Below are 24,418 nucleotides of genomic sequence, written 5' to 3' on the forward strand. Positions count from 1 at the left end.
GACCAGAGCTACTGCGGCCAGCGCGCGTCGGTGGCATCGAAGTCACGCCAGCCGACGTGCCGTAGTTCGAGGATCCGCTTCCACTCCTGCCGGTCGACCCCCTCGACTTCGGACCAGTATCCCAATGGCAACTCATTGAGCCTGACCTGATCATCGTCGTCGATGTCCACCAGGCGACGCTGACGAAGGATCTGCAGCACCACGTCCCGGCCCCGACGCCAGCGGTCACGTATCCGCGAGCTGCGCGGGCCACGCCGGGGTGGCCGCCGCCTCCTCGGCCGACCCTCCGGGGTGGATACCAGACCGGCGATGAACACCAGAACGCCCGACACGATCGCAGTCAGGATGAACCCGAGCAGCAGCAACCCGGGCGGTGGACCGTCCGAGGCCAGCACCACGACAAGGGCCGCTCCCGAGCCGGCCGCGATCAGTGCGCTGGTGACCAGCTGAAGAGCGGCGCGGCGCCGGGATCTCCACCAATCCACGAAGAACCCCACACCCAGGGCCGCTGCGAGAAAGAAGAAGAAGCGCGCACCCGTGAACCACCCCTCGGCTTCGGCGGCCCCTTCCGCGGCGCTTCCGACGGCTACAAGCACCAGCCCGAGGACTGCCGAACCGAAGCTCGGAATCGCGAGAAGGGCGATACCGACCCACCCCACGATCCCGATTGCGGTCACCCAGGCCTTCTCCTCCGGCAGCCGTGGCAGGTCATGTTCGAGGATCGCCGCCTCGATCTCGCCCCATCGCAGCGGCTGCGAGAACTGCTCCGTCCTGGCCCACTCGCGCAGCTCCGGAGCCCACTGCTGCGCTTCCTGGCGTCGATCCATGCGCCTATCGTCCCGCCGGCGTCAACGCGTCGCATCGATCGCGCGGTCACCGCCGGTGAGGTTGTCGTCGATCACCGGCTCAGGATCGCCGACAACCTCACCGAAACTGCGGGTAGAGGAACTCACTCCCGGGCGAAGCTGAGCGTCTCCCCCTCGACCCCGCGCAGCCACAGGTCGTTGCAGGCGGCGGCAATCTCGTCCAGGCCGTCAGTGATGGTGGCGAAGACGTTGCCTGGCACCCACCCCATGTCGCCGTTGATGAGCAGGTTGTTGCGACCGTAGAAGATGGCCAGGTCGGTGGCCCCCTGCTCGGCGTGTGCGGCGGACCCGGTCTCGTACCCGTAGGCGGGGTTGCCGATCTCCCAGGGTTCGAAGTCGAACAGGCAGACGTCGCCAGGAATCGGGGTGACGGTCGGGTTCTCCCGGTGCGGGGCCGCCGTCAGACGAGGCACGAGCGTGTACACCTCGTTCCGGGCGTACTTGGCGTGCAGCGCGGCACCGGATTGCGGCAGTGCCTCCCACACGGCAGCGCACGAGCCGGGCGCTTCGTCCTCGAGGAGCCGCGCGCGGCAGGTGACCCCGCGGGAGTCGAGGGTGATGGTGATGTAGCGAGCCATGGTGATTCCTTCGCAGTCAGCCGGATCGGACGCTGGATGAAATCGACGGTCATACTGCCACGGCTTGGCCATCGGGCCCTCGTTGGCAGTGTGACCGTCGATTTCATCCGCGTGGAGCTACACAGCGGCGAGCACCTCTCGCCAGATCGCCAGCGCGTCCTCCACCTGCTCGGCGGTGACCACCAGCGGCGGGATCATCCGCACCACGTTCATGTGCGCCCCGCAGGTGAGCAGCAGCAGCCCCTTCTCGGCCGCGAGCTTCTGCGCCGCCGACGCTCGCGCGGTATCGGGCTTGCCGTCGGTGGTGAACTCCGAGCCCACCAGCAGGCCCAACCCACGCACATCCCCGACGGCGGAGGTCGCCGCAGCGCGTGCACCCTGCAGCAACTGGGTGCCCCGCTCGGCCGCATTGCCCACGAGGTTCTCGTTCTCGATCACTTCCAACGTGGCCACCGCGGCGGCACAGGCCACGGCATTACCACCGTAGGTGCCGCCCTGCGAGCCCGGCCACGCCTTGGCCATCAGTTCCCGCGACGCCGCGATCCCCGAGATCGGGAAGCCACTCGCCAGCCCCTTCGCCATCGTGATCACGTCCGGGACCACGTCGAAATGCTGGTGGCCGAAGTACTTGCCGGTACGTCCGAATCCGGTCTGGATCTCGTCCATCACCAGCAGGATGCCGTGCTCGTCTGCTCGCTCACGCAGCCCCGCGAAGAACCGGGTGTTGCCCGGGATGTAGCCGCCCTCGCCGAGTACCGGCTCCACGATGAACGCTGCCGTCTCGGCAGGGGAGGTGAGGGTGGCGAAGATGTAGTCGAGCTCGGCCAGGGCGAAGTCGGTGGCTTCCTCCTCGCTCCAGCCGTACCGGTAGGCGGTCGGGAAGGGAGCCACGTGCACACCACCCATGAGCGGGGAGAATCCGGCAGAGAACCGCGTGCCGGAGGTGGTCATCGTGGCTGCTGCGACGGTGCGGCCGTGGAACCCACCGTGGAAGACGATGACGTTCGGGCGGCCGGTGGCCTGACGTGCCAGCCGGAGCGAGGCTTCGATCGCCTCACTGCCGGAGTTGGAGTAGAAGATCGAGTCCAGACCCTCCGGCAGCACGCTGCCCAGCTTCTCAGTGAGGGCGAGCATCGGCTTGTGCATGACGGTCGTGTACTGCCCGTGGATGAGCGAGCCCACCTGCGCCTGAGCAGCGGCGACCACGTGTGGGTGGCAGTGACCGGTACTCGTGACGCCGATCCCGGCGGTGAAGTCGAGGAAGCGGCGACCGTCGGTGTCGTACAGATAGGAGCCCTCGCCGTGGTCGACGAGCACCGGGGTGGCCTGCTTGAGCAGGGGGGAAAGCTGGGTCAGGTGAGTCACAGGTCCTCCTCGGGGCGTTCGAGCACCCGATCGGCATTGTCGGATTGTCTACAATTGATAGCATCTGTGAGTCAGGATTCCTACCCCTCGGACCGAACGAGTCCGACGACGCCGATCGAGAGCCGCAGCGATGACACCCACCGAAGCGATCGCCTCCGTCCCCACTGACCTGTTCATCGCCGGCTCCTGGCGTACCGCCGGGCGCACCATGGCGGTGGAGAACCCCGCCACCGGGGAGGTGCTCACCCAGGTGGCCGACGCCGATCCAGACGAGGCGATGGCGGCGCTCGACGCCGCGGCCGCGGCCCAGGCGGACTGGGCCCGCACCCCAGCCCGTACCCGCAGCGAGATCCTCTACCGGGCATTCGAGCTGCTGCATGCCGAGGTCGACCGGCTCGCCCTGATCATGACGCTCGAGATGGGCAAGCCGCTGGCCGAGTCCAAGGGCGAGATCGCCTACGCTGCTGAGTTCTTCCGCTGGTTCGCCGAGGAGGCGGTGCGTATCGACGGCGGACACATGCGCGCCCCTGCTGGTGGCGCCCGCTTCCTCATCAGCAAGCAGCCGGTGGGGCCGTGTGTGCTGATCACTCCGTGGAACTTCCCGATGGCGATGGGCACGCGCAAGATCGGTCCGGCGATCGCGGCCGGCTGCACGAGCGTGATCAAACCGGCCGAGGCCACTCCCCTGAGCACGCTCGCGCTCGCCGAGATCCTGCAGCGCGCCGGCCTGCCCGACGGCGTGGTGAACGTGGTCACCACGTCCCGGGCCGACGATGCGATGAGCCCGCTGATCCTCGACCCGCGCTCGCGCAAGCTCTCCTTCACGGGATCCACCGGCGTGGGCAAGCATCTGCTGCAGCTGGCAGCGCAGACGGTGATGCGCACCTCCATGGAACTCGGCGGAAACGCTCCGCTGATCGTCTTCGACGACGCCGACATGGACACGGCCGTGGCGGGCACGATCGCGGCGAAGCTACGCAACATCGGTCAGGCGTGCACGGCCGCCAACCGGATCTTCGTACACGCCTCGGTGGCGGAGGAGTTCACCCGGCGCATCACCGAGGAGATGGCCTCGCGCCGGATGGGCTCCGGGCTGGAGGAAGGGGTCACGATCGGGCCCCTCATCGACGATAAGGCCGTCGAGAAGGTCAACGGTCTCGTACGATCAGCCGCCGACGGCGGAGCTCGGGTCCTGCTCGGGGGTGTCCCCGAGCCGGGGCCGGGTCACTTCTTCCCCGCGACCGTCGTCACGGACGTTCCGGAGGGGGCCGAGCTGGGCAGTACCGAGATCTTCGGACCGGTCGCCGCGATCAGCACCTTCACCGACGAGGATGACGTCATCGCGCGTGCGAACAACACCCCGCACGGGCTGGTCTCCTATGTGTTCACCGAATCGCTGCGGCGTGGGCTGCGAGTGAGCGATGCACTCGAGACCGGCATGGTCGGCCTCAACCAGGGCGTCGTCTCCAACCCGGCCGCACCGTTCGGCGGGATGAAGGAGTCCGGACTGGGCCGCGAGGGCGGACTCACCGGGATCGAGGAGTTCCTGGACACCAAATACATCGGGATCGCCGACTGACCTGTCGACTACCTCACCCGGGCGCCTGGCCAGCGGGCGCCCGGGGTACGGGTGTGTTTACGGTAGGGGTGCACCACTTCCGATGTGAAGAAGGAGCACCATGATGGCCGACGTGACCGGCAAGACCGTAGCCTTCCTGCTCACCGACGGATATGAGGACAGCGAGTTGACCAGCCCGTGGCAGGCGGTCACCCGCGCAGGGGCGAGTGCCGTCCTTGTCTCGCCCCGAGCTGGACGGGTCGGCGGGAAGAAGGGCCACTCGCAGACGGTGGACGTCCCCGTGGCCGAGGCGGACGCCTCCTCTTACGACGCACTCGTGTTGCCCGGCGGCACCGCCAACGCCGACGCTCTACGCATGAACGGTGACGCCGTGGCCTTCACACGGAGCTTCTTCACCGAGCACAAGCCGGTGGGCGTCATCTGCCACGGCGCCTGGATCCTGGCCGATGCCGACGTGCTCTCAGGCCGCACCCTCACCTCCTTCCCGAGCCTGCGCACCGACCTGAGCAACGCCGGCGCCACCTGGGTGGACGAGGAGGTCGTCGTCGACGAGGGCCTGGTCTCAAGCAGGACACCTGCAGACCTGCCAGCATTCAACGACAAGTTCGTTGAGGAGGTCATGGAGGGCAAGCACGGGGGTCAGACGGGCTGACGCTGCTGCCCAGATCCGGCACACTCCCCATCCCGTCTCACGTGCGGGAGCTCCGTGCCACTGGAGCGAGCCCCGGCTCACGTGCGGGAGCCGGCGACGAGACGAAGCGTCATGTCGCTCGCGCTCATGCGTCGCTCACGCTGGGCCTGGACATCGCTCACGCTGGGCGTACGTGAGCCACATCCCCGGCGTGCACTACACGCTCTTCACTCCCAGCACGCACGCGCAACGCACCGTCGGTGGCCAGATCGACAGCTTCACCCTCGATCACCTCATCCCCGGGCAGGGTGACCCGCACGTGGGTGCCGAGGGTGAGGCAGGCCGGCGCCACGATCGACGTCGGGTCCTCGCCTGCCTCCCACGCGGCGATCGGATCCGAGAGACGGCTGTGGATCGCCCGCGCCAGGCCCTCTGGTGTGGTCCGCACGCCGAGTTCGGCGACCGAACCTGCCCATGGCACGGGCAACTCGTCACCGTCCAGGTTGATCCCGATCCCGACCACCACCCCCGACCGATCCGGCAGGATCTCGGCGAGCAGACCGCCGACCTTGCGCAGGCACCCCCATTCGGGAAGCACCTCGGTACCGCCGAGGTGAACGACGTCGTTGGGCCACTTCAGACCGCAGGCCACCTCGTGCGGGGGAGCTGCGCCGTCGGGCTGGAACTCGTGCAAGGCCTGGACCACGGCGACCCCCGCCAGCAGCGGCAGCCAGCTCCAGCGGTCGGTCGGCACGGCCGGGCGAAGGAGGATGGAGAAGGTCAGCGCATGGTGGGCATCGGTCGTCCATGCGCGCCCTGCACGCCCGCGGCCGGACACCTGCCGGCGGGCGAGCAGAACCGACCGGTCGGGCCAAGCGTCCGGATCGGCAGCCGCGCGGACCAAGAGCTCGGTACTGGTCGAGCCGACTTCGTCGAGGATCTCCCATCGGGGCTGGACGTGCATGCACCCAGACTGCCACCAGCCCTGCTCAGCCGCTCGCCGGTCTCACGGCTGCACCAGGCCCCCAGGGGCCGATTATTCGACCCTCGGAGCGTTCAAGGGTCGAATAATCGGCCCCTCAGAGGGGTGCGCGGCAGATGGGCGGGGCACGACTCGCGAGCTCAGGCCGCGACGGACACGACCTTGCGCACCGCCGTCTGGTCCACCAGCAGATCGCAGAGCGCGACGGCAAGGTCGCTGCGCCGGATCGAGTAGCGCCACCGCACGTTGCCGTCGCGCCGCTGGTGATAGGACCCGCGCGCCGTACCGTCGCGCAACATCGGTGGCCGCACGATGGTCCAGTCGAGGCCGGCTCCCCGCACGAGCCGCTCGGTCTCAGCAAACGCCGCGTTCTCCTCCCGCAGTACCCGAGCGAGGATCGGCTTGGCGAGGTACCGGCCGAGCGGGTCGTCGCCGTCCACGAGCCATCCACTCGCTGACACCACCACACACCGGTCAACACCAGCGCCGGCGGCTGCGTGGAGCACCACCTCGGTGATCGCCGACTGCACCTGGACGTCCTCGCCCTTGACCGGGCCCACACAAGAGATGACAGCCTCCACATCGGCGAATGCGGCCGCGAGCGCCTCTGCGTCGCGCCCGTCCGCGACGGCCACCTGATCCGGTCGCAGATCACCGAGACGTTCGCGGTCACGCACGACGGCGGTCACATGATGCCCTCGTTCCTGCGCCTCACGCACCACTTCCGCTCCCGTGCGTCCACTCGCTCCGACCACGGCGACTTTCATTGTGCCCTCCCTGGGGTTAGTAAGTGTTCACTCACCCCTAGACTGGGGCAGCACGCAGCGAAAGTCAAGAGCGAGGAGCGGCACACATGAGCGCACGAGATCGGATCCTCGATGCAGCCGCGTCCGTGCTGCGCGAACAGGGCATCGCTCACGCCACCACCAAGGAAATCGCCCGCGCCGCGGGGTGCTCCGAGGCCCTGCTCTACAAGCACTTCGCCGGCAAGCACGAACTGTTCCTCGGGGTCCTGTCAGAGCGCTCGCCGCGACTGGCTCGGCCCGACGAGCTCGTCGGCACACGCACAGTGCCGGAGAACCTGGCGACGCTTGTGGCCAGGCTCATGGAGTTCTATGTCCGGTCCTTCCCGATGTCGGCATCGATCCTCGGCGCACCCGAGCTGCTCGCAGCACATCGCCAAGGCCTGCGTCGTCTCGGCGCAGGCCCCGCCGCCCCGGCCCATCAGGTGCAGACCTACCTCGACGCCGAGGCAGCACTGGGGCGCGTGGGTCCCGATGCCGACACCACCGCCATAGCGCGCACTCTCACCGGCGCTGCACTCTTCGAGGCCTTTCTCGCGGTGTACGAGGGCCGGGACGACGTGCAGGACACCACCGAGCGCGCCCGGGCGGCGGTGGCGTCCATCAGGCTCTGATGGATGCGGATTGTGCATCTCCTACAAATCTGACACGCCCTTGCGAGACCCTGGCGTCACCCACTTAGCGACGAGGCACAACTAGAGTGCTGGGGTGAGCACATCCGAGACTTCCGTCGACACGTCCACCACGGCCGGCAAACTCGCCGACCTGGACCGCCGCCGGGCCGAGGGCCCGCAGCGCCTGGCCGAGATCGCCGTCGAAAAGCAGGGCGCCCGCGGGAAGAAGTCCGCGCGCGACCGCATCGACGCCCTGCTGGACGAGGACAGCTTCACCGAGCTGGACGCATTCGCCACCCACCGCTCCACCAACTTCGGCCTCGAGGCGAAGAAGATCTCCGGTGATGGCGTGGTGGTCGGCTACGGCACGATCGACGGGCGACAGGTGTGCATCTACGCCCAGGACTTCACTGTCTTCGGTGGATCGCTCGGCGAGGTGCACGGGGAGAAGATCACCAAGGTGATGGACCTGGCGATGCGCACCGGCGTCCCCTTGATCGGCATCAGCGACGGTGGCGGGGCCCGCATCCAGGAAGGCGTGGCAGCACTAACGCAGTTCGCCGAGATCTTCCGCCGCAACGTGGCCGCCTCCGGGGTGATCCCGCAGATCTCCCTGATCCTCGGGCCCAGCGCCGGTGGCGCGGTGTACTCCCCCGCGCTCACCGACTTCATCATCATGGCCGACCAAACCTCCAACATGTTCATCACCGGCCCGGACGTGATCCGTGCCGTCACCGGCGAAGATGTCGGGTTCGAGGAACTCGGCGGCGGGCGCACCCACAACGAACGTTCCGGGGTGGCGCACTACCTGGCAGCAGACGAGGACGACGCCTTCGACTACGTCAAAGCACTCCTGCACTACCTGCCCACGAACAACCTCACCGACCCGGAAACCTTCGACGCACCGGCCGACCTCGAACCGACCGAGGAAGACGAGGCGCTCGACACGCTCGTCCCGGACTCGGACAACCAGCCCTATGACATGCACACTGTCATCGAGACCGTGCTCGACGACGGCGAGTTCCTCGAGGTCCAGGCGCTGTTCGCGAAGAACGTGGTGGTCGGTTTCGGGCACGTCGAAGGCCACCCGGTAGGCGTGGTGGCCAACCAGCCGCTCGCGATGGCAGGAACCCTGGACATCGCCGCCGCCGAGAAGGCGGCCCGGTTCGTGCGCACCTGCGACGCCTTCAACATCCCGGTGCTGACGTTCGTCGACGTGCCCGGATTCCTGCCCGGCACGGATCAGGAGTGGAATGGCATCATCCGCCGCGGCGCCAAGCTCATCTACGCCTACGCCGAGGCCACCGTGCCGCTCATCACCGTGATCACCCGCAAGGCCTACGGCGGTGCCTATATCGTGATGGCCTCCAAGCAGCTCGGCGCCGACCTGAACCTGGCATGGCCCACGGCACAGATCGCCGTCATGGGGGCCAGCGGCGCCGTGAACATCCTGCAGCGGCGCACGCTCAAGGAGGTCGCCGAGAACGGTGGCGACGTCGAGGCCGAACGCACCCGCCTGATCGACGAGTACACCGACGCCATCGTCAACCCGTGGGACGCCGCCCAGCGAGGGTACGTCGATGGCGTCATCCGCCCCTCGGAAACGCGTGCGCAGATCGTCAAGGGGCTGCGGGCGCTGCGCACGAAGCGGGCATCGCTGCCGGTGAAGAAGCACGGGAACATCCCGCTGTGACCGGGCAGAACGGTCGGAGCAACAGCAACGGCCACTACGCCGGTCTCGGGGAGATTCCCTCGGACCTGGTGCGGGTCGTCAAGGGCGATCCGGACGAGGCCGAGCTCGCGGCACTGGTCGCCGGGATCGTGGCAGCCCGGGCGGCTGCCGCCGCGCACGAGGAGATCGACGACGGCGCCCACACGTCGCTGTGGAGCGACCGGGCCCATCAGCTCGGCCGCCCTGCCCGCCCCGGGCGTGGCTCGTGGCGCTGGAGCGCCCTGCCTCGCTGAGAGCTGCGGCTCACCGAACCGACGACGCACATGCCGCACGTCCAGCTCACGCCGTCCGCCGAGTCTGCACGTTGCCACCACCTCACGCCATCCCCGCCCGACGCACCACGCGTTGCCGCAAACTGTCGTCTCCACCACCGCGCTGGCGACAGTTCGGGGCAACGCACAGGAGTGGAGGCCATCAGCGCCAGGACGCCCCTCAGAACATCTCGGCGAACCCGAGCTCGACGAGCCGCTCGCGGGACATGGTCAGCGATTCGAATGGGTCCCGGCCGTAGGTGGCGTCCTGCTCGATGAGCAGATGCGCCGCACCGGCATCGATGCCCGCCCGCACGATCGCCGCCCAGTCGAGCGTCCCCTGCCCGACCTCGGCGAACTGCACCGGCTGGGCGAAGTGTTCCTGGACAGCGGAACGGTCACCGTCTGCGAGCACCTCGAACGCCTCGGCTGGGGGAAGGCTCACCCGGAAGTCCTTCAGGTGTACCAAGTCAACCGACCCCGCGAACCGCTCCAGGGTGCGAACGGGGTCGTGCCCGCCGCGCTGCACCCAGTAGACGTCGACCTCGAGCCACAGGTTCGGTGCCTCGGTGCGGATGGTCTCCAGCACCTCCCGGTCACCGAGCCGAGCGAACTCGATGTGGTGGTTGTGGTAGGACAGCCGGATCCCGTCATCGGCGAGCCGGCGGGCCATCTCGTCGGCGTCACGGCAGAAGCTGAGGAGCGCCTGCTCATCACGGAGCGCAGAAAACGGCAGCATCCCGATCCGGATCCGTTCGCACCCGAGGCGCCGGGCAGCGGTCACGAGGTGGTCGTAGTCGCTCGGCAGTGACGGGTTGGCACCGCCGCCGGCCTCCATGGTGCCCGACAGCGCCGCATAGCTCAGGCCGAGCTTGTCACGACCGTGGGCGAAGCTGTCCAGGTTCTCGCTGGTGAGCGGCACCTGGGAGACCTCGATGTTCGGCAACCCGATCTCGCTGAGCCGCCGCAGCACCGCAGGCAAGCCGATCTCGTCCACCTCCCGCCGCACGGTCATGAGCTGAACGCCGATCCGGGCAGAGGTGTGTGCAGTCATACGCCTATCTCTACCGGTGGCGACCCGCCGGGGTGAAGCGGTTGCCCTCTGTTGCCGACCACCGGAATCCGTCGTCGTTCTGGTCGTTGAGCCCACCTGACTCAACGACCAGAACGACGTGCAATTTCCGAGGGTGCGCCAAATCCATCGTCGAAATGGCGGTGGCGACAACCGGGCCAGCAACCAGAACGACGAGCAATTTCGGTGGGAGGGTGGCTCGCTGGGGCGGTAACGTGCCGCCATGACCGGCACCCCCGCCCCCGAGTCCCACCCAGGCACCGCGGCCCGCCCGCGCACCGCGACCGACGATGTCGCCGACGCCTACGTCCGCACGCTCGCCGACCTCAGCCCGATGTTCGCCACCGAGGCCGGCCTCCCCGGCCGAGAGGACGCTCTCGACGACCACTCCCCCGAGGGTCTGGCCGCGTTCACCCAGGCTGCACGCGCGGCGCTCACTGCCCTGGACTCGGTCACCCCCACTGACGAGGTGGACCGGGTGACCCAGCACGCGATGCGGGAGCGGCTGGGGCTGGAGATCGAGCTGGCCGAAGCGGGTGAGGACCTCGCGGACCTGAACGTGATCGCCTCTCCGGTGCAGACGATCCGCGAGGTCTTCGACCTCATGCCCACCGACTCCGCTGAGGCGTGGGCAACGATCGCGGGCCGGATGCAGGCGGTGCCGGGTGCGATCGAGGGCTATGTGGAGTCCCTTCGCCGCGGCGCCTCCCAGGGCCGGGTGGCTGCGATCCGCCAGGTGGAGGCATGTATCACTGAGGCCGACGGGCTCGCCGGGGCGGAGGGGTTCTGGCAGCAGCTGGCCGACGGCGCACGCATCGATGGCCAGGCACCGCCCGACGGGGTCGTGGCCGCCCTGGCTCAAGGAGCCACGGCAGCTCGCGCAGGCTACGCCGCCCTGGCGGATGCCCTACGGGAGCTGGCGCCGGTAGCCCCGGTGAGGGACGCCGTCGGGAGGGAGCGGTACGAGCGGTTCTCCCGGACGTTCGTGGGCGCCGAGGTGGACCTCGATGAGACCTACGAATGGGGCCTGGCCGAGCTGAAGTCGATCGTCGCCGAGCAGCAGGTGCTCGCGGAGAAGATCAGCGGGCCGGGAGCGAGTATCGAACAGGCCATGGCCGAGCTGGACGCCGATCCCACGCGGCTCCTGCACGGCACCGACGCCCTGCAGGAGTGGATGCAGACCACCGCCGACGAGGCAGTGACCGCACTGGCCGGAACCCAGTTCGACATCCCGGACCCGGTGCGCACCATCGAATGCTGCATCGCGCCCACCGAGAGCGGCGGCATCTACTACACGCCGCCGAGCGGAGACTTCTCCCGCCCGGGGCGCATGTGGTGGGCGGTGCCGTCAGGAGTGACGGAGTTCGCCACCTGGCGGGAGAAGACGACGGTGTATCACGAGGGGGTACCCGGCCATCACCTGCAGGTCGGGCAGACCATCTATCGCGCGGAGACCCTCAACGACTGGCGGCGGATGGCCTGCTGGGTGAGCGGCCACGGCGAAGGATGGGCGCTCTACGCGGAACGGCTCATGCAGGACCTCGGCTTCCTGGACGATCCGGCCGATGCGATCGGGATGCTGGACGGTCAGCGGCTGCGCGCCGCCCGCGTGGTGATCGACATCGGCGTGCACCTGGGCAAGCCGTGCCCGCCGCAGTGGGGCGGCGGCACCTGGGACGCAGAGAAGGCGTGGCCGTTCCTGGACGCGAACGTGAACATGCCCGAGGGGTTCAAGCGGTTCGAGCTGAACCGTTACCTCGGTTGGCCCGGGCAAGCACCCTCGTACAAGGTGGGGCAGCGGCTGTGGGAGCAGCTGCGGGAGGAGACCCGAGCCCGGGAGGGAGCAGAGTTCGACCTGGCGCGCTTCCACCGGCGGGCCCTGGACGTGGGGTCCGTGGGCCTGGACACCTTGCGGATGGCGCTGCTCGACTGAGGGGCGGCAAGCAGCGTAGACGATGAGCCGGGGGCTGGTAGGGCCACACCATTCGTCATGAAGGCTCGGGCCGACCTCATGGTTGAGTTATTTCTCATAACTCGATCGGGCGTTCCATGTTATACGATTACTCCTTGACACAGGAATCACCCTCCCGTAAACATGGACGAAATCGCCGCGATCCTTGGCTTCAGATGTGAGGTTTTAACCTCTAATTCGACGATGGCGGCGACGAAATCCGCGACCTCATCCAGCCAATGAGAGTTACAGGAAGGACCTCCAGTCATGACGAAGCACCGAGGGTTTCATACGGCCTGCGCGAGCATTGCCGTCCTTACGGCCGGGTTAGTTGCAGCAACCCCAAGCGATGCTCACGCCGGTACGACAGCTATCCCACCTGGCACGACACTTGTTGTGCAGGACGAGACGACGACCTCCAGTGCCTCACTCGTGACGCTTGCCACGCATGTCGTCACCACCTCGTACACCGACGAGGTCAGGCGGATAGCAACATCTCTTCCCGTCAGTCATTCACGATCGGGTTCTATCAATACCCCCGATCGGTTCTACTTCTACACGCGCGTCGGATGCACGTCTCCAGTCACAGGATCATCCGCCATTCAGATCACCAACATCCTCGCAGATGAGTCGGCGACCCTCGCGCCGAACCTCCTGGTGACGTTTCCTGATCCAGGTACATACTCGTGCGCCCTGACGTACAAGATCGTGACCGGAGGAACGTACGACAATGGGACAGATGACATGGTCGTGGGCACTGGCGGCGCGGTCATCGCGGACACACCGGTGACATCCACGTGGGCCACCCAATGCAATTGGGCTGCGCCGTACTCAACCGATCCCACTGCGTGTACTTACACCTCGGCGAACGAGGAGGAAGCGATCGCGATCGAGTTCAGTCAGACGTCGCCCGCTCGAACGCCTGTGGAAACAACGATCCCTGCCGGGACCACAGCCTCTGTGCGTGCGGCCGCCTCATTGACTGGCTGCGGCGGATCGGGTGGCGGAAGCGACATGCTGCTGTGCGGCGACACACACGAGTCATGGCGGCCCTCTGGGGCTCGCAGCAACATTGAAGTGATCCCGGTTGACTCAACAGACCCGACGTGCGCACCGACATACTCGACCAACTCCCCCGAAGATGGGGTCGCCTACGCCAGTATTCCTCTCAAGGTCCACCACTCGCCGATCAACAATGCTCTGACTTTCACCACGAGTTCAACCGCAGGTTGCCCTACCGAGTACCGAATCGCACAGCACATCACGACAACGAGCGGTGAGACGATTGTGATGCACCAAAACGGGAGCCTACTCTACGTCTACTGAGCAAGCGTTGGCACGATCCGGATCCCGGAGTGGCACTGACCGCAAGCCAAGACTTCATACAGGCTGGCGCCACGGGGATCGTGACAACGGGGAAGTGCTACTCGCGTCGGCACCAGGCGCACCTTCGCAGTGCGACGCACCTACGGAGCCGCCCCATCTGAGTTCCAAATAGGGCAGCTCCGTCGCCGATCAGTTGGTGCAGGTGGCGTAGTCCGGGCTCACGGTGACGTCGACGCGACCACCGCCCGGTTCAAAGGCGATGCAGCGCGTTTCCTCCGCCGTTCCGTCAGGGCTAGTGCCGCGGTACTCCAACAACTGACGATCGGACCGCTTCAGGCTGAACGGCTCCGTGTACGAGAACCAGTCACCATCATCAAACCGGTACTCGAGCCCACCGATACCAGAACCACCATCCTCGGCAGACAAGGCCACCGTGACCCAGTTGTTCCCCACATAATGAGCAGTGGTCACCGGCGCCGCCTCCGGCTCCTCACCCCCGGCGCAGTCGGCACTGGCCTGACACGTCACCTCAACCTCGAAGAGCCGCACCCGCCCATCACTGCTCGCGATTCCATCAAGTCGCAGGGCTGTGGCAGAAACCGCACTGAACTCATGCACCGTCCTCGCCGCCACATTCCCCCGGATCTCGGCAACCGTGACCCAATCGCCATCAACCTGCGCAGAAATGTCATAGTCAGCCAGCTCATAATTCAGGTACTGGTACAGACTCACCGTGTCAACAACTGCCTCCTCCGCGAACACGATCTCCAACCACGGATCGACATCATCCGCAGCAGAAATCCACCTACTCGTCACACTCGTCGTGTCACCATCAATCACCTGACCCGGACCGTAAGCATTAAGCACGCTCGAGGCTTCCGCGGACGCCCCGTTCGCCTCCAACGCGTAGTTGAAATAATCTCCCGGTTCCGGTTGGTTCTCCTCGGTGGAGAACTCGTGGGACCACTCGGTCGTGGCGCCACCCGCGAGCGCGAAGCAGTCCTGGGCCACCGCGGTGACCGTCACAGTGCCCGTGCCCGGATGAATCCCTGGCGTCAGGACTGCATCATCCACGAGATAGTCAACACCCGTGACGTCGGGAACTGTGTAAGTGTCAGCGGCGGCACCATCCTGGTCGTCGAACGTGACAGCCGCGGGAGTCACGACCCCGGGCTCGCTCCCTCGTGACAGAGTTGCCTGGAGGACCTCCGACCCTCGGGCGAAATAGAGCCTGCCATCGGTGTGCGGCAGCACGTAGTTGCCGTGGGTGAGCACCTCGTACTCGCCACTCACAGGGTCCAGGGAGAAGATGACCCCGCCCCCAGTCGATCCGTACAACAGCCCGTCCGGGCCGAGGGAGAGCTTCGGGTAGCCGTGATTGCCACTACCTGCTCCCACGATCTCGACGCTCTGTTCCACCTCACGAGTCTCCGGGTCGAACCGGAATACCGTGCCGTCTCCAGTCAGTGCCCACAACTGCCCGTCGTCGCGCGCCACGAGGGACGAGATCGTCGACATCCCGGGAATCGGGGCGGCCTGCCACTCGATGGTGTCGGTGGTCAGATCCCAGGCGACGATGAGCGCCTCGTCTACGATCGGGTCGGCCCCAGGGGTGTTGTTCGAGGTGCCGATGTACAGCGTGTCGCCGACGACGGCCATTGAGATGAGTTGGTGGCCGTGGAGGATCTCACCGAAATCCTGTACCTCGCCGGTCGATGGCGTGTGGAACACCAGTCGGCCGCTGGGGTGGCCGCGCTTGCCGAGGCTCCCTGCGGCGATCCGCTCACCCGCCTCCGCCAGCGCGAAGAGCCGGTCCTGGTTGTGCTCGTTCAGGCTGAAGACGACGCGCGGGTTGCCGTTGTTGATCGGCAGGGCCGGGTCGTGCCTGCGCAGCACCGCTCCGGTGTAGGTGCCCATGTAGATCGCATCGTCCGTGGTCAGGTACTGGTGGACCTGTGCGGCGAGCGCTGCCGACTGAACCCTCATCTCATCAGCGTCAGGGTCATAGGTGACCAGATTGCCGCTGTTAAAACTCAGCCCGACGTACACCTCACCATCGAGCCCACTTCCGAAGGCCCGCACGGTGATCGGCGTCATGGGCAACTCCGCGGTGGAGTCCACGTTGCCCCGACCAGTTTCGGGGTTGAATCGCCATATCTCCCCCCGCCTCCCCATGCCGACGATCGACTCACCCGGGTAGCTCTCGTCGTCAAGATCGATCAGGCCCATGCCACCACCACCCAGGTAGTAGTTCACGGCCTGGTCCCAGCCGGCATCGGCGATCTCCCGGGTGGTGACGTCGAAGGAGTACAGCCGGTTCTCGACGTTGTTGGCGAAGTAGACCAACCCGTCCTCCGAGACCTCGGTCGGCATGCTGGGCGCACTCTTGGGTAGGTGGGCGACCCACTCCCCGACAGACGGATCGTAGACGTGCCACTCGAGCGAGCCGCCGAAGTAGGCGAAGATCAGACCGTCGCGCCAAGCCATCAGGCTGATGCGGTAGTCACCGGGCGCCATGGTGGGGGGCTGGGGGATCTCGGTCCTCGCGCCAGTCTCCAGATCGAGCTTGATGACCCGGGCGGTGCCTTCGGTACCGACGTAGAGGCTGCCTGCTTCGTCGTACGCGACGGCGCGGGCGTAGTACTCGTTCGGGTCGACTTGGCCGTAGTCGGTGAATTGCTCTGTCGTCGGGTCGTAACTGAAGGCGTGCCCGTTCGGGAACGTGCCCCCGTAGAGAGTGCCGTCCTCTGCCTCGATGATGCGGGTGATGTGCGACTCGCCCGCGACGGCGTGACCGAGGTTCGTCATCGTGTCGGTCGCAGGGTCGTAACGGAAGAGCAGAGCCTCGGGCCCCCAGCCAGGGATGTAGACAGTGCCGTCCTGCGCCGTGATCATCGACAGGGAGTCGTTGAGCTCCTCGATTGCGTGGTGGCGCAGCTGTTCACCGGTCATCGGGTCAATCGCGGCAAACTGCACCGAGTTGCCCGGGCTCCCGCCCTGGACATAGAGGACGGGGCTGCCGTCCGGCAGATATCCGGTCGCTGAGACGTTCATCTGCAGCTCGGTGACGGGCACACCCAGGCTCCTGACCGCCACCCCGGTAGTTGGCGGCTCGTCCTGGCATTGCGCGCTGTACGGCGCGGGTTCTGCCCGGTCCTCGGTCTGGGCCGCCGCGGGAACCACCGCGCCCATCACGGCGACCGTGGCAGCCAGAGCCGTCACGAGCCATCGTCGTCGTTGCCTCACAATTTCTGCCCTCCGTTTACCTCATTGCTGGACCGAATTCCGTACTGCCGGTCTGAGATTCGTCTGTCCACGATTCAGGCGCCGATCAGTTGGTGCAGGTGGCGTAGTCCGGGCTCACCGTGACGTCGACGCGACCACCGCCCGGTTCAAAGGCGATGCAGCGCGTTTCCTCCGCCGTTCCGTCAGGGCTAGTGCCGCGGTACTCCAACAACTGACGATCGGACCGCTTCAGGCTGAACGGCTCCGTGTACGAGAACCAGTCACCATCATCAAACCGGTACTCGAGCCCACCGATACCAGAACCACCATCCTCGGCAGACAAGGCCACCGTGACCCAGTTGTTCCCCACATAATGAGCAGTGGTCACCGGCGCCGCCTCCGGCTCCTCACCCCCGGCGCAGTCGGCACTGGCCTGACACGTCACCTCAACCTCGAAGAGCCGCACCCGCCCATCACTGCTCGCGATTCCATCAAGTCGCAGGGCTGTGGCAGAAACCGCACTGAACTCATGCACCGTCCTCGCCGCCACATTCCCCCGGATCTCGGCAACCGTGACCCAATCGCCATCAACCTGCGCAGAAATGTCATAGTCAGCCAGCTCATAATTCAGGTACTGGTACAGACTCACCGTGTCAACAACTGCCTCCTCCGCGAACACGATCTCCAACCACGGATCGACATCATCCGCAGCAGAAATCCACCTACTCGTCACACTCGTCGTGTCACCATCAATCACCTGACCCGGACCGTAAGCGCCATATGTGCTGGACGCCGCGGCAGATGCTCCGTTGTCCGCCAGGGCGTAGTTAGTGGTCGGGTCCGTCGGTTCGGGTTCCGGATCCGGGTCCGGTGCAATCCAGCCCTCGGGGGTCCCCCGGAACACAACCGTGTCGCGGACGAAGAAGAACCGGCCGTCACCGGTCGCGGTCGCCTCGTTCCCCTCGGTGACGATCTCGACTTCCTGCGTGGCGACATCGATCGTGTAGACGCTACCGGCGGCGTTCCCGAGGACCGTGTCCGGATCGAGCATGCTCAGACGGGATCCGGCCCACTGACCAGCTGAACGGGGCTCGCCGAAAATTGACGCGACCTCAGTCGTCCGGATCGAGTAGGAACCCGCACCATCTCGCTCGATGTCCAGTTCCAGGATGGTGGCGTCGTTGGCGAACGCCCAGATCCGTTCATCGGGCAATTCCAGGATCTGGCTGATGCTCGTCACGCCCGACCGAGGCATGGTGACGAAGTCCGTCGTGAGGGTCTCGAGGTCGAAGATGAAAAACCGGGCTTCCGGATCCGGGTGTTCCACACCCAACTGGTTGCTGGTCGTGCCACCCACAATGACCTCGCGACCGTCGATCTCCTCGTAATGCAGGGATGCGACGGCGTGGCCCGGCACGGGCTCAGCGCTGTACCGAATGCTCCCGGTCACGGGGTCGAGGATCGTCAAGTGCCCGCCCATGCTCCCCTTGGGCCCCAGGGTGGTGACGGCCAGATGCTCGCCAACACCGACCATCGCCAGCACCCGCTCCTGGTCATAGGAGTCCAGCCGGGCGAGGCGGATCGGGTTGTACGGGTAGCTCCATTCGGCCGTGTGGTCGTAGCGCCACACACCGGCGTCCGAGTACCCGCCGATGAACATGGCCGGCGCCCCGCCCTCGACGTCGACCGTACCGATGAACTGGGACTGCGACGGGCCCGCCAGAGCTTCGGACTCCAATGTCTCAACATCAATCCGCGCCATGACTCCAGGGGTCAAGTAGCCGGCAGCGTACAAGTTGTCGTCGGACCCCATGCCCAAGGCAGCGATCTTCAAGGCGCCAGCCGATGCCTGGGTCTGCACCCAGCGGAACTCCGCCGTGTCGATGTTGTAGTGCCACATGCGACCGGTCAGTCCCATCCCCGCAATGGTCGACCCCGGCCACTCGGGATCTTGGAGACGGAGCACTCCGAAGCCGCGAGCACTATTCAGGGAAATCTGGTTGAGGTCGGTGACCTGAGCCGTCTCACCGGAGGTGAGGTCATAGCTGAACACATCATTCGGGGTGCGGTTCACGTAGTAGACCGTGCCGTCCACGACGTCCGTGATGGGGCTGGCCTGAACATCGGTGAGCGAATCGCGCCACTCCCCCGCGACGGTGTCGTAAACGACGTACGCATACGCGGGACTGAGGAAGGCGAACAGCAGTCCGTCGCGGTAGTACATCTCATTGACGTAGGTCTGCTGGCCGGCATACTCGGCGGGCAGTGCGATCTCGGTTCTCGCGCCGGTAGTCACGTTGAGCTCAAACAGTCGAGCATTGGTACCGGTCCCGACGTAGAGAGTCCCCTCGCCGTCGAACGCGGTCGAACGTGCATACTGCTCACCCTCGGCGATGGGGCCGAAGTCTTGGAATCCGCGATCCGGGTGGTAGCTGAAGACATGCCCGCTCGGATACGTCCCGGAGTAGAGCGTCCCGTCGTCAGCGAATGAGGTGAGTCGAGAGATGTTGGACTCGCCCGAAACCGGGGCGCCAAGGTCGGTGACGTCGTCAGTCGCGGGGTCGTACCTGAACAGATTGGCCCCTGGAGTCTGCCCAGCAGCGTATGCAGAACCGTCCGGCGAAAGTCCGGTGTAGTTGGACGTCGTCTTGTCGCCGAGGTCGTGGACGGAGATCAGCTCGCCCGTCTCACCCTGGACCACGCTGAGACGCGCCGGTTCTCCATACGTCGGGGCATAGACCACGGGCGTGCCGTCGGGCATTGCCCCCATAGCCGCGGTTCGGATGTTCACCGCACTGATCGGTGCCCCAACTTCATCGATCGAGTAGGAGCCCTCCTCGCTGGCACCCACGGCAGGGACACCACCGGCTAGCAGCGCCAAACCCGCCATCAGTACCACCGGCGCAACTGTCCTGCTTCTCCTTGTACTCATGCTGACCCCTTCCTCTGTTCAAGAGACTGGTGACCGATGGGGGCGCAGGCAGATCTGTCGGTCCGATTCGTTCGTACGAACGAATCGGACCGAACACCCCTCGCTCGGGCGGCGTTGGGTGCGGTGCACCCGGTGTTCGCCACCCGCGCACGTGCTCGATCTATCCGATGTGGCCGCAATCTCAACCGGCCAGGTTGCCCGCCGGGCGCGCATCGTCGCATCTGTCTCAACTCCTATGTCGAGGGGGTTCGATACGGCGACCGTAGAGCGTTATACGACATAACGACAGAGTGGTTATGCGGATAATCATCTCGGTCGCCCCCGAACCGCTCGTTACCAAACCGTAACCTTACTGTTCGAGGGCGATCTGGCCTGCAGTGTTGCTCATAACTAGGGCAGAGATGAGCCCTCCTCGATCGATTCGGTCTTGACCGAAATCATCCGAGTGGCCACAGTGTCCACCATCAGGTCCGGTCAGAGTCCGCTAGTGCGCATAACCAACGGAGGTGGAAGAGTGATACAGCGAGCGACTCAGGCAGACGTCGCCCGCCTGGCCGGGGTCAGCCAGGCCACCGTCTCCCTCGTGGTCAACAGCACTCCGGAGACGAAGTTGCGCGTGGGTGACGAGACGAAGCAACGCGTCCTCTCAGCCATCCAGCGCACTGGATATACGGCAAACCCCTTCGCCCAGGGACTGGCCCGCGGGCGCAACCGCATCGTCGGCGTATTCACCTACGAATCGGTCTTTCCCAAAGCCAGCGCAGACTTCTTCTACCCCTTCCTCCAGGGCATCGAGGCGGGCGCAGAGCAACTCCGCCTCGACATCATGCTGTTCACGAGCGCTCCCGGCCGGAGTGCGGGACGGCGAACCCTGTCCGAGACCGGTTGGAACCGCGTCGCCATCACTGACGGCTGCATTCTGCTGGGGCGCCAGGACGACAAGTACGACACCGAGGCGATGCTGACCCAGCGATTCCCCTTCGTCTTCGTCGGACGACGGGAGTCGGGCAACGAACCTGTCCCCTTCGTCGGTGCGGACTACCGAGCCGCGACCCGCGAGGCGGTCGATCACCTGCTGAAGCTAGGGCACCGCCGAATCGCCTTCCTCGGCGATCTTGGCCAGTCCGAGTCAGCGATCGACCGAGTCGCCGGCTACCGGGACGCGATGACAGCGGCGGGTCTGCGCCCCATGCTCTTCAGCAGCGAAGCGTTCTCGGCAGACGAAGCGGTGAGCCTCATCATCGACAACGCAGCCACCGCCGCTGTGCTCGGAGCTGACTACCGGGCCGAGGAGATCCGCACGGTGGCAGCAGCTCGCGGCGTGGATGTCCCGAACGACCTGTCGCTCGCCATCCTCGGTCAACCGACCACTGCACTAACCGACGAGCACGTCTGGACCGGCTTTCGCATTCCCCGAGAGGAGATGGGCCTGAAGGCTCTCCTCCTGCTTGCGGGCCAGATTGAAGAGAAAGCGGACTTGGAGCTCCAACAACTCCTGCCGTGCAAATTTGTCGAAGGAGAGACGGTGGCTGCACTGTGAGTAAGGCTCTGATCACGGACATCCTGGTCGTCGGCGGCGGACTGGGTGGGGTCGCGGCGGCGCTCGCCGCGCTCGAGGCAGGTCGGGACGTCATCCTCGTCGAGCAGTACGACTGGCTGGGCGGACAGCTCACGTCTCAGGCTGTACCACTGGACGAGCATCCGTGGATCGAAGAGATGGGGGCGACGCGGCGCTACCGGCGCCTCCGCGACGGGATCCGCGACTACTACCGCGCGCACTTCCCGCTGACAGCAGCAGCACGTGAGCATCCGCATCTGAACCCGGGAGCGGGCACGGTATCGAAGCTCTGCTCGGAGCCGCGTGTGAGCGTCGAGGTCATCGATTCGATGCTGGCTCCATGGCTGTCGGCCGGTCACCTGCGACTCATCCAGCCGGCAGTCGCGATCGGGGCAGATGTCGACGGCGATCGCGTCCGAGCCATCCAGGTGCGGCGGTTGACCAACGACGAAGAGATCACGATCTCCGCACGCTACGTGCTCGACGCCACCGAAACGGGCGAACTCCTCCCGCTGACTGGCACGGAGTACGCCACCGGTTTCGAGTCGCGGCACGAGACGGGTGAGCCCAGCGCTCCCGAGGAGGCCCAACCGGACAACTGGCAGGCGCTCAGCGTGTGCTTCGCGGTGGACTACGTGGACGGCGACCACACCATCGACCGGCCTGAACAGTACGACAAATGGCGCGCCGTCGAACCGGACTTCTGGTGGGGACCACTGCTCGGTCTGGTGTCACCGCACCCGCGGACCCTCGAGGCGGCGCCACGCGCCTTCGTACCAAACACCGATGAGGACCCGCTGACGATCGAAGCGGACCAGAGCAAGGACCCGGGGGACCTCAACTTGTGGATCTACCGCCGGATCGCGGCCCGCAAGCTCTTCACCCCCGGCTTCTACGACAGTGACATCACACTGGTGAACTGGCCATCGATCGACTACTTCGAGGCCCCCGTATCGGACGTCCCCGCCGACGTCGCGGCCTCCCGCTTGCACGACGCGCGGCAGCTGAGCCTCTCGATGCTCTACTGGCTGCAAACCGAGGCCCCGCGACCTGACGGTGGCAAGGGCCTGCGGGGACTGCGACTCCGGCCTGACGTCATGGGAACCTCCGACGGACTGGCCCAGGCTCCATACATCCGCGAATCCCGCCGCATCAAGGCGCTCACCACGGTCACTGAGAACGACGTGTCGATGACAATCCGGGGAGACGCCGGCGCACGGCAATTCCTCGACTCGGTCGGCATCGGCATGTACCGGATCGACCTTCACCCGTCCACGGGCGGGGACAACTACATCGACGTTCCCTCCTGCCCTTTCCAGATCCCGCTCGGAGCACTGATCCCGCAACGGATGCGCAACCTGCTACCGGCAAACAAGAACATCGGTACCACCCACATCACGAATGGGTGCTACCGACTCCACCCCGTCGAATGGAACATCGGCGAGGCCGCTGGAGCCCTAGCGGCAATCTGCATCGAGGACGGCGTTGAGCCGGCGCAGGTCCACGAAGACCGCTCACGCCTCGAACAGTTCCAGAACGCGTTGGTTGACCAAGGAATCGAGCTCAGCTGGCCGGAGGGGGTCGTCGGCTACTGATCAGCGCACCACTCATTCCCTTCAAGGACGAAAGAGGAGACCCATGAGGAACAGGACAGTGATAGCCGCCAGCTTCGCGAGCGTGCTCGCGCTCGCAGCGTGCGGATCAGGTGACGACGGCGGCGGCGAGCCGTCGGGTTCAGGCAGTGACAACGGTGCCATCACCGGCGAGGTCACCATGTGGTACCCGCCCATCGCCGGCGAGGGCGAGCGGGAGTTCTGGGACACCAAGATCGCCGAGTTCAACGCGGAGTATCCGGAGGTCGACGTCACCGTCGAGATCGTGCCCTGGGACGGGCGTGCAGAACGGTTGCAGACCGGGATCGCCGGCAACACCACACCGGACGTCACGTACGTCCTGCCGGCAGACGTCTACTCTTACGGCAACGAGGGCATCTTCGCGGACGTCTCCGAGATCATCGCCGCGGAGCAGGACGACTTCCTCCCGAGCGCATTGGAGACGATGAGCCTCGACGGCACGCTCTACGCGGTACCCACACTCGTCGGGATGTCGACGACCATCTACGTCCGGGACGTGTGGGACGCCATCGGCGTAGCCGAGGAGGACTATCCCACCACCTTCGAAGAGGTCCGCGAGTACGCCCCGATCCTCAAGGAGGAGGGCTACTACATCACCCAGTATGACGCAGCCCCGACGATGACCCTGAACGGCAGTTTCTACCCGATGCTGTGGGCATCCGGGGGCCGGGTGATCGACGAGAACGGAGAGGTCACCGTCAATGGACCCGAGGGCGTCGAGGCCCTCGAGTTCCTCACATGGCTGGTCGAGAACGACTACACGCCGCAGGATGCACTCACCACGGATCTCCCGGTCGAGACGAGCCCCATCGCGCGCGGCGAGGTGGGCATGCTCTTCGCACGCTCGGTCGCCTCGCTGACCCAGTACGGCGTCACCGAGGATCAGCTGGTCGTCGGTCCACCCATCGCAAACACGGAGTCGACGAGCTACGGGAACGTCGGCGGCTACGCTCTCTTCGCGGACTCCGCCGACAACGCGGCCGCGCACGAGTGGATGCGGTACATCACCAGCCCGGAGTTCCTCGAGGAGTTCCTCCCCGAGCGCGATCAGCTGTCCCCGCGCGTGTCGGTGACCGACCTATACCCGGAGGGCTCGCCCAACGCCGAGCTGGAGCAGTATCTCGATCGCGGGATCGTCGACCCGAAAGCGCCCGGTGGCACCGAGATCATGAACACCCTCAAGCCCGCCATCCAGTCGGTGCTGCTGGGCCAGGCTGAACCTCAAGCCGCCCTGGATTCCGCGGCAGAAGAGATCGAAGGCATTCTCGCCCGCTCCGGCGGCTGATGACGGTGCGGCCGCCCACTGGCGGCCGCACCCT

General features: G+C 66.1%; 18 protein-coding genes. 10 read left to right on the top strand and 8 right to left on the bottom strand.

The genetic code is table 11. The features are described 5' to 3' along the window. Positions 1-8 precede the first annotated feature (8 nt). The 3 genes from IM660_RS14255 to IM660_RS14265 all read right to left on the bottom strand — a co-directional run bounded on the left by IM660_RS14255 (position 9) and on the right by IM660_RS14265 (position 2,800). Entirely contained in the window at positions 9-827 is an 819-nt protein-coding gene (locus IM660_RS14255) for a hypothetical protein (RefSeq protein WP_193496466.1), read from the bottom strand. A gap of 122 nt (positions 828-949) precedes the next feature. Then, a complete protein-coding gene (locus IM660_RS14260; RefSeq protein WP_193496468.1) occupies positions 950-1,444 on the bottom strand; it encodes a DUF3830 family protein in 495 nt (164 codons plus the stop codon). 117 nt (positions 1,445-1,561) lie between these two features. Further along, positions 1,562-2,800, bottom strand: a complete 1,239-nt coding sequence (locus IM660_RS14265) for an aspartate aminotransferase family protein (RefSeq protein ID WP_193499429.1) — start codon at positions 2,798-2,800, stop codon at positions 1,562-1,564. 139 nt (positions 2,801-2,939) lie between these two features. Here IM660_RS14265 and IM660_RS14270 point away from each other — a divergent pair, with 139 nt between their 5' ends. Both IM660_RS14270 and IM660_RS14275 read left to right on the top strand, forming a co-directional pair. Beyond that, positions 2,940-4,388 (top strand): NAD-dependent succinate-semialdehyde dehydrogenase, encoded by a 1,449-nt coding sequence (locus IM660_RS14270; RefSeq protein ID WP_193496469.1) that lies wholly within the window; start codon positions 2,940-2,942, stop codon positions 4,386-4,388. A gap of 103 nt (positions 4,389-4,491) precedes the next feature. Further along, a complete protein-coding gene (locus IM660_RS14275) occupies positions 4,492-5,040 on the top strand; it encodes a type 1 glutamine amidotransferase domain-containing protein (RefSeq protein ID WP_193496471.1) in 549 nt (182 codons plus the stop codon). A 157-nt stretch (positions 5,041-5,197) separates the two neighbouring features. Here the strand turns inward: IM660_RS14275 and IM660_RS14280 are convergent, their stop codons facing one another. Further along, entirely contained in the window at positions 5,198-5,983 is a 786-nt protein-coding gene (locus IM660_RS14280; RefSeq protein WP_193496473.1) for a biotin--[acetyl-CoA-carboxylase] ligase, read from the bottom strand. A 158-nt stretch (positions 5,984-6,141) separates the two neighbouring features. After that, positions 6,142-6,768, bottom strand: a complete 627-nt coding sequence (locus tag IM660_RS14285) for an NAD(P)-dependent oxidoreductase (protein WP_193496475.1) — start codon at positions 6,766-6,768, stop codon at positions 6,142-6,144. An 86-nt stretch (positions 6,769-6,854) separates the two neighbouring features. Here IM660_RS14285 and IM660_RS14290 point away from each other — a divergent pair, with 86 nt between their 5' ends. From IM660_RS14290 to IM660_RS14300, 3 genes are all read left to right on the top strand, one after another. Beyond that, positions 6,855-7,418 carry a TetR/AcrR family transcriptional regulator gene (locus IM660_RS14290; protein WP_193496477.1) on the top strand — a complete coding sequence of 188 codons (564 nt, stop codon included), beginning with the start codon at positions 6,855-6,857 and terminating at the stop codon, positions 7,416-7,418. Positions 7,419-7,512: 94 nt separating this feature from the next. Further along, positions 7,513-9,111 (top strand): acyl-CoA carboxylase subunit beta, encoded by a 1,599-nt coding sequence (locus IM660_RS14295; protein WP_193496478.1) that lies wholly within the window; start codon positions 7,513-7,515, stop codon positions 9,109-9,111. Beyond that, a complete protein-coding gene (locus IM660_RS14300; protein WP_246464963.1) occupies positions 9,108-9,383 on the top strand; it encodes an acyl-CoA carboxylase subunit epsilon in 276 nt (91 codons plus the stop codon). Before IM660_RS14295 ends, IM660_RS14300 begins: the two co-directional genes overlap by 4 nt. Before the next feature lie 199 nt (positions 9,384-9,582). Here the strand turns inward: IM660_RS14300 and IM660_RS14305 are convergent, their stop codons facing one another. Beyond that, positions 9,583-10,455, bottom strand: coding sequence for a sugar phosphate isomerase/epimerase family protein (locus IM660_RS14305; protein ID WP_193496480.1), 873 nt, complete (start codon positions 10,453-10,455; stop codon positions 9,583-9,585). A gap of 241 nt (positions 10,456-10,696) precedes the next feature. Between IM660_RS14305 and IM660_RS14310 the strand changes: the two genes are divergently transcribed. Continuing rightward, the gene (locus tag IM660_RS14310; RefSeq protein WP_193496482.1) at positions 10,697-12,406 is read left to right on the top strand and encodes a DUF885 domain-containing protein; all 1,710 of its coding nucleotides are present in this window, start codon (positions 10,697-10,699) and stop codon (positions 12,404-12,406) included. Positions 12,407-12,691: 285 nt separating this feature from the next. Continuing rightward, the gene (locus IM660_RS14315) at positions 12,692-13,750 is read left to right on the top strand and encodes a hypothetical protein (RefSeq protein ID WP_193496484.1); all 1,059 of its coding nucleotides are present in this window, start codon (positions 12,692-12,694) and stop codon (positions 13,748-13,750) included. Positions 13,751-13,939: 189 nt separating this feature from the next. On the opposite strand, the gene IM660_RS14320 is transcribed toward IM660_RS14315, so the two are convergent. Further along, positions 13,940-16,972, bottom strand: a complete 3,033-nt coding sequence (locus IM660_RS14320; RefSeq protein ID WP_193496485.1) for a discoidin domain-containing protein — start codon at positions 16,970-16,972, stop codon at positions 13,940-13,942. Positions 16,973-17,081: 109 nt separating this feature from the next. Beyond that, positions 17,082-19,907, bottom strand: a complete 2,826-nt coding sequence (locus IM660_RS14325; protein ID WP_193496487.1) for a discoidin domain-containing protein — start codon at positions 19,905-19,907, stop codon at positions 17,082-17,084. Between the two features lie 514 nt (positions 19,908-20,421). Between IM660_RS14325 and IM660_RS14330 the strand changes: the two genes are divergently transcribed. The 3 genes from IM660_RS14330 to IM660_RS14340 are packed head-to-tail and all read left to right on the top strand — an operon-like array spanning position 20,422 to position 24,384. Next, entirely contained in the window at positions 20,422-21,447 is a 1,026-nt protein-coding gene (locus IM660_RS14330) for a LacI family DNA-binding transcriptional regulator (RefSeq protein ID WP_193496489.1), read from the top strand. Next, positions 21,444-23,060 carry an FAD-dependent oxidoreductase gene (locus IM660_RS14335; protein WP_210768991.1) on the top strand — a complete coding sequence of 539 codons (1,617 nt, stop codon included), beginning with the start codon at positions 21,444-21,446 and terminating at the stop codon, positions 23,058-23,060. The genes IM660_RS14330 and IM660_RS14335 overlap by 4 nt, the downstream gene beginning before the upstream one ends. Positions 23,061-23,103: 43 nt before the next feature. Next, the gene (locus IM660_RS14340; protein WP_193496491.1) at positions 23,104-24,384 is read left to right on the top strand and encodes an ABC transporter substrate-binding protein; all 1,281 of its coding nucleotides are present in this window, start codon (positions 23,104-23,106) and stop codon (positions 24,382-24,384) included. The last annotated feature ends 34 nt before the right edge of the window (positions 24,385-24,418 follow it).

The organism is Ruania alkalisoli (assembly GCF_014960965.1).
GTDB lineage: Bacteria > Actinomycetota > Actinomycetes > Actinomycetales > Beutenbergiaceae > Ruania > Ruania alkalisoli.